Annotated in this window: 11 protein-coding genes; 7 read left to right on the top strand and 4 right to left on the bottom strand. The window is 40.9% G+C overall.

Annotated elements, in window-relative coordinates; translation table 11 throughout:
* The first annotated feature begins 32 nt into the window (after positions 1 to 32).
* From DP117_RS24075 to tyrA, 4 genes are all read left to right on the top strand, one after another.
* On the top strand, positions 33 to 677 hold the full coding sequence (locus tag DP117_RS24075; protein WP_169220764.1) for a PEP-CTERM sorting domain-containing protein: 645 nt from the start codon (positions 33 to 35) through the stop codon (positions 675 to 677).
* Between the two features lie 11 nt (positions 678 to 688).
* A complete protein-coding gene (locus DP117_RS24070) occupies positions 689 to 1,318 on the top strand; it encodes a PEP-CTERM sorting domain-containing protein (protein ID WP_169220763.1) in 630 nt (209 codons plus the stop codon).
* 583 nt (positions 1,319 to 1,901) lie between these two features.
* Positions 1,902 to 2,339, top strand: a complete 438-nt coding sequence (gene aroH, locus DP117_RS24065; protein ID WP_169220762.1) for a chorismate mutase — start codon at positions 1,902 to 1,904, stop codon at positions 2,337 to 2,339.
* A 197-nt stretch (positions 2,340 to 2,536) separates the two neighbouring features.
* The gene (tyrA, locus tag DP117_RS24060; RefSeq protein ID WP_248277798.1) at positions 2,537 to 3,700 is read left to right on the top strand and encodes a bifunctional chorismate mutase/prephenate dehydrogenase; all 1,164 of its coding nucleotides are present in this window, start codon (positions 2,537 to 2,539) and stop codon (positions 3,698 to 3,700) included.
* 117 nt (positions 3,701 to 3,817) lie between these two features.
* On the opposite strand, the gene DP117_RS24055 is transcribed toward tyrA, so the two are convergent.
* Entirely contained in the window at positions 3,818 to 4,075 is a 258-nt protein-coding gene (locus DP117_RS24055; protein WP_169220761.1) for a hypothetical protein, read from the bottom strand.
* A 1,798-nt stretch (positions 4,076 to 5,873) separates the two neighbouring features.
* Between DP117_RS24055 and DP117_RS24050 the strand changes: the two genes are divergently transcribed.
* Positions 5,874 to 6,923, top strand: a complete 1,050-nt coding sequence (locus tag DP117_RS24050) for a hypothetical protein (RefSeq protein WP_169220760.1) — start codon at positions 5,874 to 5,876, stop codon at positions 6,921 to 6,923.
* A 109-nt stretch (positions 6,924 to 7,032) separates the two neighbouring features.
* Positions 7,033 to 8,643 carry a DUF4114 domain-containing protein gene (locus DP117_RS24045; RefSeq protein WP_169220759.1) on the top strand — a complete coding sequence of 537 codons (1,611 nt, stop codon included), beginning with the start codon at positions 7,033 to 7,035 and terminating at the stop codon, positions 8,641 to 8,643.
* Positions 8,644 to 9,137: 494 nt separating this feature from the next.
* Here the strand turns inward: DP117_RS24045 and DP117_RS24040 are convergent, their stop codons facing one another.
* Positions 9,138 to 10,325, bottom strand: coding sequence for a transposase (locus DP117_RS24040; protein WP_248277801.1), 1,188 nt, complete (start codon positions 10,323 to 10,325; stop codon positions 9,138 to 9,140).
* Positions 10,231 to 10,821 (bottom strand): IS607 family transposase, encoded by a 591-nt coding sequence (locus DP117_RS24035; RefSeq protein WP_169220758.1) that lies wholly within the window; start codon positions 10,819 to 10,821, stop codon positions 10,231 to 10,233. Before DP117_RS24035 ends, DP117_RS24040 begins: the two co-directional genes overlap by 95 nt.
* 713 nt (positions 10,822 to 11,534) lie before the next feature.
* On the opposite strand from DP117_RS24035, the gene DP117_RS24030 reads away from it, so the two are divergent.
* Positions 11,535 to 13,067, top strand: coding sequence for a SulP family inorganic anion transporter (locus tag DP117_RS24030; protein WP_248277797.1), 1,533 nt, complete (start codon positions 11,535 to 11,537; stop codon positions 13,065 to 13,067).
* A gap of 106 nt (positions 13,068 to 13,173) precedes the next feature.
* On the opposite strand, the gene DP117_RS24025 is transcribed toward DP117_RS24030, so the two are convergent.
* Positions 13,174 to 14,451 (bottom strand): serine/threonine-protein kinase, encoded by a 1,278-nt coding sequence (locus DP117_RS24025; RefSeq protein WP_248277796.1) that lies wholly within the window; start codon positions 14,449 to 14,451, stop codon positions 13,174 to 13,176.
* Positions 14,452 to 14,665: the final 214 nt, after the last annotated feature.

The raw sequence follows: 14,665 nt of genomic DNA, 5'->3' as shown, positions 1-14,665 counted from the left end.
GAAAAACCTTGTAATGGCTTTGTTGAAAAGTAATGGCTTTGTTGAAAAAGTTATCAATGGCTGTTGTGACTGGTGCTGCTGCATTTCTTGCAGTAGGAACAGTTAGCACATCTCCTGCTCAAGCTGCCTTATTTAAATACAGTTTTGAGGGTGAAGGAGCAAATGGTTACATTATCTACGACGATGCGGTGACGGGTTTAAGCGAAAACCGGAACGTTGAAGCCTATGTTGATAATGTTGTTGATTACAAAATTGACTTAGGCGATAAAGGCGTTTATCAGGGAACAAAAGGAACCTCAATTGTTTTTTTGCCACGCAATGAAGATGGTATTCCAGCACCTGAAGCCGATGAGTTTGAATTAGAAGTTCGTGGTCCTGATCGGCAGCCAACATCTGAGTATACTTTAGTCAGTTATTTTGTCTATCCAAAAGGAACATTTGGAGGATCTACGGATCTACCGACTAGTGTTCCAAGTACTGCAACACTTCAAGTCTATCCATACCTAGATTTTCCTAACACAATCGGCGAATTGGTATTTGAAGGAACTGTCTACACCCGACTTGAGAAAATCCCTGAGCCAGGAACTGTGTTTGCTTTGTTAGGAGTAAGCACTTTGTTTTTCTTCCGTCGTCAGCGCCGACAAACACAACCTCAAGTCTCCAATCCACTTTTTTAGAGATAACTCAAATGGCTTTGTTGCAAAAATTATCACTAGCTGCTGTAACTAGCGCCGCAGCATTTCTGACGTTAGGAACTTTCGGTGTAGATTCCGCTCAAGCTGCCCTGTTTAAATACAGTTTTGAGGGCGAGGGAGTTAACGGTTACGTTGTCTACGATGATTCTACTGAAGGTACTCAGGATTCACCCACCTCTACTATATATTACGACGCAGTCCGGGAATACAAAATTGATTTAGGCGACCAAGGTGTTTTCCAGGGTACAACTGCTAATGCGGTTGTTTTTTTAGTACGCCAAGGTAGTGGTATTACAGCACCAGAAACCGACGATTTTCTTTTGGAGGTACGCGCTTCTCAACGGGAACCACAGTCCGAGTACGCGTTATTGAGTTATTTTAGTTACCCAATAGGGACGTTTGGTGGATCCAGAGAGCTACCAACTACTGTTCCAAGTACCGCAACAATTAATATCTACCCAAATGTAAACTTTCCTAATTCAATAGGTAACCGGCTGTTTACAGGAACTATCCGAACCCAGATAGAGAAGGTTCCTGAGCCAGCATCAGTGTCTGCGTTGTTGGGAGTGGGCGCTTGGTTGATCTTCCGTCGTCGCCAGCGCCGACAAACACTATCTGTGTAAAGCTGATTTTGAGTGGGGAAACTTTTGACTCCATTGAAAAGAGATGCTTAATTTCAAGGGTGCATCTCTTTTCTAAAAAGAATCTAAAAAGAATATATATTTGGCAAATAAATCAGGAAAACACCTACTTGAAGTTGTAGCTATTAGAGAATTCTAAAAAAGCACCCAGATGCACCCACACTCAAGATATTTATTCGTACACTACGGTCCAAATAAAGCTTACATTCCAAATTAACGCAAAGTTTATCATGTAAGCTTTTTGAATCAGCGAATTTTGACTGACTCGGCAGCGATAGTAGTTCCCTGAATCCGGTTATTATTCTGCACAAATTGAAATACTTGCCTTCTTTTTAGTCATAGCATCTACACCATATAACAACGCTTCAAAGGTGCTTAATCAGATTTTCATACTGCATGAAATTATCAAAACTTGGTGTTGTATACAGATGGCAATTTCTGTGCCTAGAACAAACACAAACATGATACTTAACTGTTAACACAATATGGAGCAGCGCCTATTCTCAAAAAACACCAAAAGTTATTAACATATCAACTATCAAATCAATTCAACTATCAAATCAATATGGATAAACTCACATTTGCTACACACACATACCAACAGACTAACGTATCACAAACACCAGAAGTCTGGCGGGTGCGCGCACTCCGAGGTGCAACTACAGTTAGTCAAAATACAAAAGAAGCAATTGCTGAAGCTGTAGATGAGTTATTGGACGCCTTAGAAACAAACAATCTTTTAAATCCTACTGAAATCGTCAGTGTTATCTTTTCTGCAACTCCTGACTTAGATGCGATATTTCCAGCAACAGTCGCGCGTCGTCGTCCAGGTTGGGAGCAAGTTCTTCTGCTAGACGTGCAGCAAATGCAGGTTGTTGGTAGCCTCGAGAAGTGTATTCGAGTGCTTATTCACCTCAACACCCCTCTACCCCAGAATGCATTACGCTGTGTTTATCTGCGTCGTGCTGCTCAGTTACGTCCAGATTTGGCGTTAGTGCTGTGAACTTATCATTCAATGCTCTTGTTTTTCCCATAGGCTAAAAGCCTGGACAGCAGTCGCCTAGACGTGATAAACAAGAACTGCAGTACTAACACTCCAGTCACACAGAATTCATGCGCTCATTCTGACTCCTTATATCTTTATTCTTTCTTGTTAAAACAGACAGGATACCTGTCGTCTCTGTAAACTTAGGATTTCGTATGATGTTTCAACACAAACTGCAAGAAATAGATCAACAACTTATTCATCTACTAGGCAAAAGAATAGAAGTCTTAGGTGAATTAGAACACATTTGTCTAGAGGAACAATTTGCTAATGTTACATTGTCCCTCGCTCAGGCTGATGTTCCAGAGTCGATTTGGAAAAACATTGTCACAGGTTGTGCTGCTGCAGTTGGCACTGGATCTTCACTTCCAGCTAAAGTCGAGCCACGACGAGTCACTCTTATTGGTGGAAGTGGTTTGATGGGACGCTTCTTTAATTCTCGGTTGTCTGCTGCAGGTCACCATGTCAGTATTCTCGCACGGAGTGATTGGGAACAAGCAGAGTCACTCTTGAAAGGAGCTGATTTAGTCTTACTGTGTGTTCCTATCGAATCTACGATAGAGGTTATTGGCAAAATTGCTAAATACCTTGGTCCACAGACTGCTTTAGCTGATATCGCCAGTATTAAAGCTCCAATATTACAAGCGATGCTTGAGCATCATAGTGGTCCTGTCATGGGCTTGCATCCAATGTTTGGTCCAGGCGTCCAATCGTTCTTGTCTCAAAATGTTGTGGTTTGTTCAGGTCGTCAAGATGAGGCTTTTCAATGGCTGTTGGATCTGATCTCGAACGAGGGTGGTAAATTGATTGTGTCTGGTGCGGAAGAACACGATGAGATTATGGTTGCTATTCAAGCAATCCGCAACTTTGCGACGTTTAGCTTAGGAACTTTCTTGGCCCAAGAAGAGCTTGATATTCGCCGCAGCTTAGATTTTTCTAGCCCTGTTTTCCGTATGGAAATCGGCTTTATCAGCCGCTTATTTGCTCAGTCTGCACCTTTGATAGTAGACATTATGCTTGCTACACCAGAACGTCAACAAGCCATTTGCAGACTGGCGAATACTTATAATCGGTTGGCGCAACTCGTCATGCAAGGCGATCGCGATACTCTGATTCATGAATTCAAAACAGCCCACAGCTGTTTGGCAGAACAAATCAACTCCACTTTAGAAGAAAGCTCTCATGTCATCAATGCCCTGAGTGGACTACTAGCAGCTAGGGATGTTGAACAAAAACATTCTGCTTTTGCAAGTCCACAAAATTCTACTGTTTCCTCCACAAAGAATGTCAGCAAAACTGGGATGTTCTCATTATCGTGAGACTCCTCTTGGGGAGGACAGTGCTGGGGGTAGTCGCTTCATTTTCCATAGACAAAAATGGACAACCCGACAACAATGTCTACTCGTAAAACTCAAGATCTGGGTGTATTTTTGCGGCTACGACGCCCAGAACTTGGGTAAAACTAGTTGACGGGAAGCCGCAAAAATACAAGGGTTGTCCATTTTTGTCGTTAGCGTAGCGAGCCGTAGGCTGGGTTTGCCCAACCGCTGAGGTCTTGGGGGTTTCCCCCATGAGCGACCTCCGTTACGGTTTCTCGACAGTCGCGCACCTGTCCGCCCAAGCCCCAGAGCGCAACTCGGACTCACACGAAAAGTCTTTGGGTGTGCGATCGCAATTCCTTTAAGTTGAACCAATTTGGCACGCCCCAAAGCCCATCTAGGCTTTCACAAGAATTTTGTACAATGCCACTTTCTTTACCCCCTTCCCATGCTAGTCATTTGTCTCTGACGTTGGCACCCATGCCTGTGCATCAACCGTAGACTCTCCTTCATTTTTTTTATACCTGTACATTCGTCTTGGCTTTTAGTGCAGTTGAATTTAAAAGCCAGCGATCGCCTGCCTTAGTTTAAACTCCAGTGAATTTAGGTAGTACTTTTTTCATCTTCCACCCAAGGGGTGTTTGTTTTATCAACAGGCATCCCTTCATTTTTTATACCCATCAATCACACTGCACGGTGCGAGCGATCGCCTATTGTTAGTCTAAAGTCCAATTTATAGCGAGCCGGTTTGAATTTTGAAAGAATCTAAGTCATTGTAGTCATTGTAGGGTGCGTTAGACGGAACGTCTAACGCACCAAGCTCTTGGGATGGTGCGCGATTCCTACGGCATATTTCTGTGCCAAGTCGAGAAGAACTCGCACAGTTAGCTGATGGAAAAACAATAGCTTTTGCAGAATCTTTGTTGATGCCAGCAGCCCACCATCAACCAAATAATTAGGAATCTTTATCAAGTCTAACACAGGGAAGATGCGATCGCTTTCACATGATCGCTGAAGATATGTTTTCTACTATGATTTTTGGAGGTTTTTTAAATTTGATGACTTTTTGATAAACACATCATAACCTTAATTTATTGCGAATCAGTACACCTTGAAAAGGCTGTTACGCACTGTACAAATTAATATACTTGTCATGAGAGCAGGTTATCTCAGGCGCTTTTGTATAGTCCTTATTTGCTCCCATTCTTGACATTATTGATATGTTAAGTCCCTAATTGTAAACAAGATATCAAATACCTAATATCACGATATGTAAATCCTCTTTTATATTTTTTATTTAAAAAATAAAATAAATTAAAAGTAAAATATGACACTAAATATAAATTTGCTTTTATTGATTTTTTATGTCTAAATCAAGATTTTTGCGTTTTGTGAGCAGTGGCTAATCGTATTATTTTTTACATATAAAAAAAACAAGTGAAATATTAAAATGTTTTTTATTTTTTGAGAGTATTTACTGTAGTGCTGATATGTTGTAAGTTAATCTATGGAAATCCTCCAAAGGTTTTTGAAAACAGACGGAAACTGAAAAGCCCGTTTTATAAGGATTTTGTCTGAAATCCTTTTCAGGAATCAGACAGGAATTCTATATGTGTTTGAGGAAATAATACCAAGTTGTATTTGAGCGTCATTATTTGCTCAAAAGTTAGTCTAGTAGTAGATTTAATTCCAAACAAGACTAACTTTGAAAACTTGGTCTGTCAAGAATAATCACAAGACAGTCGAATAAAACTACAAGGAGAAACAATGGCATCAAGTTACACAATTGAGGCGAAGAAATACTACCTCAATTTAACTTCCAAAACCTTTTTTACTCCAGAGGCAAAAATCTCTTTAGCAGAAGGAGATTTATGAAAAATCAATTCTGACCAAGTAAGACAAAATTTTGATGTTGTCTATCAGAATGCTAATACTACTACCAATCCTAATTTTGAGTTTTTTGTAGGTAGTTTGATTGGTACTATCGACGGAGGCAAGACCTTTTTCTGGTTGGAACTCACTTGGAAATGACAGTTTGAAACGAAGGTACGCTGAGTATAAAAAATACAAACATGTTCCTAGTTTAACATACCTTGCCTTGATGAATGATCACTTGGAACTATTGATGTAAAAGGAATTCACCAAAAACTCTAGTTCAAAAAAGGAGTATCTTATGGGAACCATAGAAACTAAAGAATTTACAATTAACGCGAATAACAATTTTTTAAATTCAACTTCTCAAAACTTGTTTAATACGAATTTGGCATTAAAAGAAGGGGATTTATTAACCATTGACTCTAACCAAAGACAACCCAATTTTAACAGTAAAAACACCACCAATCGTGATTTTGAATTTTCTGTAGGCAGTCTAGTGGGCACTCTAAACGGGGGCAAAACCTTTTTTCCGGTAGGAAACCATTTGAAGGTGATGGTTTTAGATGAAGGAGGTAATCTCTCTTTTGTGTTCTGGGGTTCCGATAACAGTGCAGATAGCACTGCGGTTACGGTAACAGTAGAGGTCGAAAGGGGGAAAGCTGAAGAGCAAGCCATCGCAACATCAAAAGAAACCGAACCCGCAAAAATTAATTTTGATGACTTTCCCAATACATTTCCTTTTGCCGTTCATTCTTATGCCAATTCGTTAGCTTGGTATGCATCCAACAACTACTACCTTCCTGAACCTCTTTTAAATACAGCTATTGAATTACAACCTGGAGACCTACTGACAGTTGATGTCTCTCCTAGAGATTTATGGAGTCAGGATACAGGAGAAAGACTTGCCAATGCTAATGGTCGAATTGTCGGTCCTGCTACTCGCACAGACATTGGAAAAGCCCAGTGGAGTCTTCATTCCTATAAAGGACACAACTATAGAGAAGGTAGCCTAGCTGGCTCTTTAGACGGGGGAAAAACTTTTTTCCCTGTAGGAGTTCACCTAGAAATGACAGTTTTAAGTGCAGGTACGCTTTCTCTTTGCTGCTGGGATCGAGATACGGGTAATAACCGAAGTTTTATCACAGCCTATGTCAAAGTAGTTCGTAATGGCGTGCCAATTACTAATCTAAACATCAAAACCGTCATTAGCACTGGAAATGGCAGCAATACTCAGATAGGTACCGGAACATCAAGCGGAACAGAAATTGATGACTCAACTTTAGACTGTTCTACAAATCTGCTCAAGTTAAACACCAAGTTAAAGTCTGACCTCAGTGCTAGCAAATAGGAAAGCAATTGGTGGCAGAAATTTCAGGTGAATTGAGTGCGGAGCAAGTTCCGCACCTCTGCCTACAACGTCTTAAAGAACCATTACAATAAAGCTGAAGGAGACAATCATGGTAACAACAACAGTTGAAAAAAAACAATTCACAATTGAGACCAGTAAATACTCCTCAAAAACATCTCTGTTCAAAATATCAAATACAGATATTCCGGCTTTAACAGCAGGGGACTTACTCATCATTAATGTCGAAAGTGGAAATCCTTATGGTGTCTATGATGGCACACACCCACTGAATGAATTTATCCCGTTTGCTGAATCAACAACGAATTTTTATGAATTTCCTTTCGGTAGCCTGGTGGGGACTTTAGACAATGGCAAAACTTTTTTTCCCATAGCAAACCACTTGGAAATGACCGTTCTACAACCAGATGGGAATCTTTCTTTTGTCTTTTGGGGGAGTGACAGCAGCACTAGTACCAATGCTGTTACCCTAACTGTAGAAGTCCAAAGGCAAAAGGACTTAGAACAATTTAATATTCCCCTAGAACTTAGCAATTATCTTTTTACAGACAGATGGCAGTTTGATGTTGATGCTAAGGCCAATTCTGTATCCAACAACACTGCCTCTCGTCTTTTAAAAACAGGTCTTTATTTACAACCAGGAGACTTAATCACCGTTGATGTTCATCCTCTCGATTTCTGGTCTTTAACGTCGGGAGATTCAAATACTAACCTGACTACTAATGGTAGAAGATCCAATGGAACTATCTACGGAAATACTGACAGATTATTCAACCACATTTTTAAATATGGTAGTCTAGTTGGCACTTTAGACGGGGGCAAAACTTTCTTTTCAGTAGGAACCCATTTGGAAATGACAGTTCTCACTATAGGTCATTTATCTTTTGCCTGCTGGGATAATGATTATGGTAATAACGCAGGTTTAGTCAGAGCCTATGTTAAAGTAGTCCGTAACGGAATTACGATTACTAAACCAAGCAATGTTGCTAACAACAGTATAAATTTAGGTCAGTTTACAAACTCACCAGATTTAAGTACAAAGATAAAGTTTGACCCTAACACTTGTATTTGGGCAAAGGCAAACTGCAAGCTGCAACCATCTTTAATTACTAAAGATAGTGCTGTCATCGTCACTGAACCTGATAAAAAATACAATGTTCAGATAACAGTTAACCCAGGAACTGCTGGCTATAAAAATACCTTTGGTATATTCCCCACCAGCGCAGATGGTAGCGTTGCTGGTGTCAAACCAGGGGAGCCTAATTATGCAGAAACTGCGGTTAGAAATCGCGTTAAGTTAGCAAACTACAATGAGGATTCACTTCAGCAGACATTTACATCCGAACTGCTTGGTGGAAGTCACTATCAAGTGTTCCTCATTGCAAATGGAACCCCAGAACAATTTTTACTGGAAGACCCCAAAAATGAGACAACAGTAACTCCCAAGGCTTACTTTAAAACTACTGAAGCAAACCCTGATAAGAAATCTCATATCAAAGCATTATCAGAGGATACATTTGGTTTTGAAGATACGTACGGGGGAGGAGATCAAGACTTTGATGATATGACAGTCCAGATAAAAGTTATCTCGGTTGAAAGCACTACTACACCATCGAGTAGCCAAGCAACTAATACAACGACTTTGACAGAAAATGACTGTCCACTTTATCCACTCTGTAAATTGTCCCAATTAAATAATTAAGGTGGCATGACCAGTGTGAGTTAAAGACTAGGACTTACGCACGCTCACAAATAGGACATCATGTGTATGAATGGAATTTGGTCGTTCCAGGCTTTTGACAATTACCACCACATGGGTGGCGATAAGCCTCTGGCTTGACGCAAAGCGTATCGCGCTCAAGATGAGCGAAGAATCAGGTTTTCATGCCCCAAACCCATACCTCATATTTAGTATTTCCTGCTCAAAAGTAAGTCCTAAAAAGATTTTTTTATGGAAAACCTAAGTCAATCATATTGGCTTAGGTTTCTTGGTGTAACCAAAAGTTAAGTGATCTGTACAGATCCTAATACTTCTCGGGTTTTGCCCAAAAAACAAAAATGTGTAGGTTGGGTTTCCTGAGGTCAACCCAACCATAAACATTTTGTGTTGGGTTGCGACTGCCTACCTAGTATTCTGGCGTGTTCATCTGATGGGCACGCTTTTTGCATATGCATTTGTTGAACTGACTGATACATTTATGCTGAACATTCATGAACGTTGGTTGACAACGCACTGAATGAAACAATAGCTATCCCGTCTTGAGAAACAGAATAGGAGGTATCCCTCAAAGCGCGTAACAGAATGTTCCGCGCACCATTAGCATCGCGAGGTACTTGAACTCCACAGTTTGGACACTTGTGAACTTTATTTCCACCAAGCTTTGCGTGACGATGACCACATACTCCACAAGTTTTAGAAGTGTGGGCTTCGCTAACATCAATCACTATGCAACCACGCTTTAGCGCTTGATGTTTTAAAGTTAATTTAAATCGGTAATGCGCCCAGCAGAGCATACTTCTAACAGTTTTAGACCGAATCTTTCTTTTTGCCTTGGCTACCATTTGGGAAGACTCAAAAGTGGGAAGAAAAATGATTCGATAATTACTAGTTAAGTAATGCGCTGCTTTTTTGTGGACTTCATTAATTAAATTCTGAATACGTTCACGCATGCTGTTTGCAGCACGTTTCATAGCTCTACGACGTTTTGCATTTACTTTGCTAGAACGGCTCATCAAGTTATCGAGATATTGGCACAGACGGGTTATTCTACCCATGTCATTGCATCCGATCTCTATCACTTTATCGCCGTCATAGCCAGTCAGAAATGTTCGCACTCCAGGATCTAAAGCTATTACTTTGTCGCAGACAGAAGTGCTAATTTGCATGACTTCAGGAAATATAGCAAACCATTTTCCACGTCGATAAACTAACTGCGTTCCGTACTCACAATTAACCGGAATTGGCTCACTGGTTGTATAGTTCAAATTTTTAGTAATCTGGCTATACCACTTGCCTTTAGTGAAATTCGAGTTGTTGAACTTGATGCACTGCTGGATATCTCTAATGCTTCGGAATTTAGCTTCTCTACTTGCAGAATAAGCTAGATGAGCGTCAAAGATTGCGTTTTGTCTAATGTGGCAAGGTGTCTTTTTTACCCATTCCGGCAAATTGGATTGCATAACCAGATTACGCAGCTTAAGCTTACTTATCCGGGTAGAGGAATTACGCTGTGCTGAAATAGCTTGGTTGTAGCAATACCGACAAGCAGCTAGCCATTGTTTCCATGTCTTATGAAGTTCTGTTTCTGGATAGATCCTGATCTTCTTTGATTGCAGATTTGTATTTGCGCAAGCCCAATAATCGACACGAAAAGACGTGGACAATGGCAAGGATGTCCTCAACAAGTTCTCTTTCGGGAGAAAGGTTGTCTTGGTTGAGAACCAAGAGTTTTGCTGTCTCGTGCTCAATAAACCACTCGATGAGGTCAAACCCAAAACGGGCGAGTCGGTCACGGTGGGCAACCACAACAAGTCCGACATTGCCTTCACGCACTCGTCCCAAAAGGGCTTTAAGTCCCGGTCTTTTAAAATTGAGTCCGGAGGCGATATCGGTGATGAGTTCGGCGTCGGGATACAGGTTTTTAAGGACAGCAACTTGTCTATCAAGGTCTGCTTTTTGTCCACGGCTTGAAACACGGGCATAAACGATAGTTGTCCTGCCTCCTCCCTTTGTTGATATGCCCGTGTAGCTCGTGATGTCATATCGTCGTTGACCTGATGGCGTTCTGATTGCTTTAATAATTCCAGATTTTTCCCAACGCCTCAGTGTATGCAAGCAAACTCCAAAATAAGAAGATGCTTCTTTTGGTGTTTTAAACATTTACCAGAAGAAGAACTCAGGAGTCAGGAGTCAGGAGTCAGAATGACTCCTGTACTCCTTATGCGGATGAGTCGAGGTTTAAAGCCCCTACTTTCAAGTATGGAGGAATAAAAATGCTCAGCACTTTACTTGAAACCCCTGACTTCAGGCATGGGGTATTCTGACCGGAGGCGGAGCGGCTCCGGCTCCGCTCCAGCAATTCTGAATTCTGACTCCTTTTCATCTGAGCAACGCTGTACAGATGAAATTATACAGCTTTGTTCAGGTAATGTGTGCAAAATTCAGAAAAAGAGTTTTCTAGGGCACGCTCTCAAAAATCATGAGAAATTTCTCATGATTCATTCATAAACCTTTCATGAAAGGTTTGATGATTTTTAGAAAAATAAAGAAATATAAATAGTAACGATAGCTATGAGTCAATCCAATGACTGTGTTAGCTTGATGGGTGCTTCGTTAAAAGAGCGCTGATTTTACGAGAAAAGATGGTTGAGAAAAGCAGCTTTTATTCGCAGGGTGTGTTAACAGGGTACAGAACTATGATTGTGTTTTGCACTTTACATTGATTCTTAAACTGAAAAACTCCTGACATCCTTGACAATTATCAAACTTTCTGTGGAATGTCAACCGTAAAGACTCTGTATCTTAGTCAGGAGATGAATCCAAAAACAAGCGATTAAATATTGACATCCAAGGAGAAGCTAATGAGAAACCTGATGAGTCTTAAAAATAAACCCTCGTTGACCAATGAATTATCAGCATCATTTGTTGTGTTTCTCGTCGCCCTCCCTCTTTGCATGGGAATTGCGATCGCCTCTGGAGTTCCTCCAGCTCGCGGTATTGTCACAGGAATCGTGGGCGGACTAATTGTCAATGCTTTTTCTGGCTCACCATTGCTTGTGAGCGGACCTGCTGCTGGACTTGCCGTTATTGTTGCAGAACTCATACGAGACTACGGCATTGAAATGCTCGGTCCAATTCTTATGCTGGCGGGGTTATTGCAGTTCCTTGCAGGCATATTCAAAACTGGTAAGTTGTTTCGTGCCATGTCCCCAGCAGTCATCTATGGGATGCTAGCAGGTATTGGCGTACTGATTCTTGGTTCGCAGTTTCACGTCATGCTTGATGACAAACCGCGTACCCACGGAATCGATAATTTGATTGCCATTCCTAGTGCTATCCACAAAGCTGTGTTTCCAATGGATGGTAGCGCTCATCACATTGCAGCACTCATAGGTATCACGACAATCATCACACTCTTGCTCTGGGAAAAGTTTAAGCCACGCAGTTTAAAGCTTATACCTGGTGCGCTCATAGCTGTGACAATTGCGACTATAATCGCCCAAGTGTACGGACTACCTCTTAAGTATGTTGATGTCCCTTCAAATCTCTTGGAGGCAATTCAACTACCATCGCTGAATAGCTTGCCACGTCTGATTCATGCTCCCATTTTACTCGAAGCAATGGCGATCGCATTCATTGCCAGTGCAGAGAGCCTGCTTAGCGCAGCAGCAGTAGATAGACTACACACTGGACCAAGAACAGATTTTGACCGGGAGTTAGCTGCACAAGGAATTGGCAATATGCTGTGCGGTTTCTGCGGTGCTTTACCGATGACAGGAGTCATCGTCCGCAGTTCTGTAAATGTGGAAGCGGGTGCTAAAAGCAGATTGTCTGCGATGCTTCATGGTCTATGGCTACTGATTCTAGTCATTGCTGCACCTAGCTTATTAAGAATGATTCCTACATCTAGCTTGGCTGCAATCCTGGTATACACAGGTTACAAGCTCATCGAAGTAGAACATATTCGCCAGCTCAGAAAATATGGACGTTTTCCTTTAGTCATATTCTTTGCGACCTTGATAGGAATTGTGACAACCGAATTACTCACAGGTGTACTCATTGGTATTGTGCTCACTGCTGTCTTACTCATCTACAAAATGTCCACGTTGAATATCCAAACTCTTAGTGATCGAGAAAATCAACGTCTGGACATTTATCTAGAAGGAGCAGCAACATTTGTGAGTTTGCCAAAACTGGCCAGTATTTTAGAGCAAGTTTCTCCAGGAACAGAATTGCATATTCACCTCGATAAACTAGCCTACATAGACCATTCGTGTCTTGACTTGTTCTCAACATGCGCCAAACAACAAGAACAAATAGGAAGTACTCTAATCGTGGAGTGGGATGGATTGGTAGAACGCAATCGTAAAATTTACACGCCTGGACGTTCTCAAGCACCAGTGTAAGAACAGAGAATATTGCTGATTCATAACTTCTAACTCGTTGTTTTTGATTTGGTAGTCCACAATCTCTGAGTGGACACCAATCCCTAAAAGATTACATTTTGAATATTCATTTCTGACGAATGACTTCTTGAATACGCTTTCTAAATTCTTGTGCTCTTTGCTGATAAGGAATTTCTTCTACTAAAGCTTCTATCAATTCCTCTGGTGTCATTTCTGGATTTTGAGTCAAAGTTTCTTCAAAAACAAAACTAGCGAAAGGTCCGATAAAACTAGTTAGTTCCCTCAGACAATACTCCAAAAAATCTGGATTAATACTCGTTGTACTTTCTACTGGAAATAAGGTTTTTGTTTGAAGCTTTTGCCGAGGGTCTTGTGACTTTCGGCTTAGCTGTTTTGTTTCTTCAAAATATCCAGTTTTTGAAAACTCAAGCTGATTTACAGAGTCAGGGTAAATTTGCACTTTTTGATGTGACTCGCTCAAGTCCATACTGCCAGATAAACTTTGTAACTGAAGCAGATTCAAAACTTCTCTAGCTGACTGATAACGTTCTGAGGGTTTATCTGCCAACATTTTTTCTAGTATCTGAGCGAGAGAATCACTGACTTTAACGTAGGAAAGCCATTCCCACTGAAAAGATTGATTCAGCAGCAAACGTGGCGGTTTTCCAGTGATGAGAACAATGGCACAAACAGCCAGTGCATAGAGGTCGCTACAGGGGTAGCAATATCCCATACGAATCTGTTCTGGTGGAGAATATCCCATCTTTCCAACTACCGAACCAGCAACAGAGTGCAAAACATTTGAAGAATCAGCCGCCAGTATTTGAGTGACTTTTTGCTTAACTATTCCAAAGTCAATCAGTATAGGTTTAGAAAGCTTACGGGAAAGCATGACATTATCGAGTGAAATATCCCGATGAATGATATTGTGTTGGTGGAGATAGTCTAAAACTGGCAATAAATCCAACAACCACCGGATAACTTCTGCCTCAGAAAACGGCTTTTTTTTCGCCACAAGACGAGCGTTCAACTGTTGAGAGTAGGTACTTCCTTCAATATATTCCTCAACTATAAATATCCGCTCTTTCTCAGTTAACCAAGCTAGAAACTTAGGAATCTGAGGATGATTAATTTGATATAAAATTTTCGCTTCGCGCTCGAATAGCTCACGAGATTTGAGAAGTATATGCTCTTGTGTGTTTGTAGGTACAAATTCTTTAAGGACACAATAATCCCCGAAACGTTGAGTATCAGCTGCTAAGTAAGTTATTCCAAAACCTCCTTGTCCAAGAAGTTTTTGAATCTGATAGCGATTGTTTATTAATGTTCCGGGGTTAATCTCTGCTAGCATTACTGGGCTGTGATTTACTAAAATGCTATTCATCTTATCTAAGTGCCTGTTGCTTGCCAGGATACACTAAACAACAATTGACAAAGGTCTTTCTCTAGTGGTGACTAGTACAAGGAGGTAGAAGGAAATATTGACCAAAAAGAACGCTGGTGTAAGGAGCAAAGACAGCCATACTTCAGAGATCCAATCAAAATGGCGCAAAGTTTGCCGGATCGAATCTTCCACCCGGCTAGCTTTGCGAGTGTGC

This window comes from Brasilonema sp. UFV-L1 (genome assembly GCF_012912105.1).
Taxonomy (GTDB): domain Bacteria; phylum Cyanobacteriota; class Cyanobacteriia; order Cyanobacteriales; family Nostocaceae; genus Brasilonema.
This window is presented reverse-complemented; position numbering and strand designations above follow the sequence as displayed.

Excerpts from the sequence above, each read along its gene's own strand:
- DP117_RS24075 (WP_169220764.1), top strand. The coding sequence starts at position 33 with ATGGCTTTGTTGAAAAAGTTATCAATGGCTGTTGTGACTGGTGCTGCT.
- DP117_RS24070 (WP_169220763.1), top strand. The coding sequence starts at position 689 with ATGGCTTTGTTGCAAAAATTATCACTAGCTGCTGTAACTAGCGCCGCA.
- aroH (WP_169220762.1), top strand. The coding sequence starts at position 1,902 with ATGGATAAACTCACATTTGCTACACACACATACCAACAGACTAACGTA.
- tyrA (WP_248277798.1), top strand. The coding sequence starts at position 2,537 with ATGATGTTTCAACACAAACTGCAAGAAATAGATCAACAACTTATTCAT.
- DP117_RS24050 (WP_169220760.1), top strand. The coding sequence starts at position 5,874 with ATGGGAACCATAGAAACTAAAGAATTTACAATTAACGCGAATAACAAT.
- DP117_RS24045 (WP_169220759.1), top strand. The coding sequence starts at position 7,033 with ATGGTAACAACAACAGTTGAAAAAAAACAATTCACAATTGAGACCAGT.
- DP117_RS24035 (WP_169220758.1), bottom strand. The coding sequence starts at position 10,821 with ATGTTTAAAACACCAAAAGAAGCATCTTCTTATTTTGGAGTTTGCTTG.
- DP117_RS24030 (WP_248277797.1), top strand. The coding sequence starts at position 11,535 with ATGAGTCTTAAAAATAAACCCTCGTTGACCAATGAATTATCAGCATCA.
- DP117_RS24025 (WP_248277796.1), bottom strand. The coding sequence starts at position 14,451 with ATGAATAGCATTTTAGTAAATCACAGCCCAGTAATGCTAGCAGAGATT.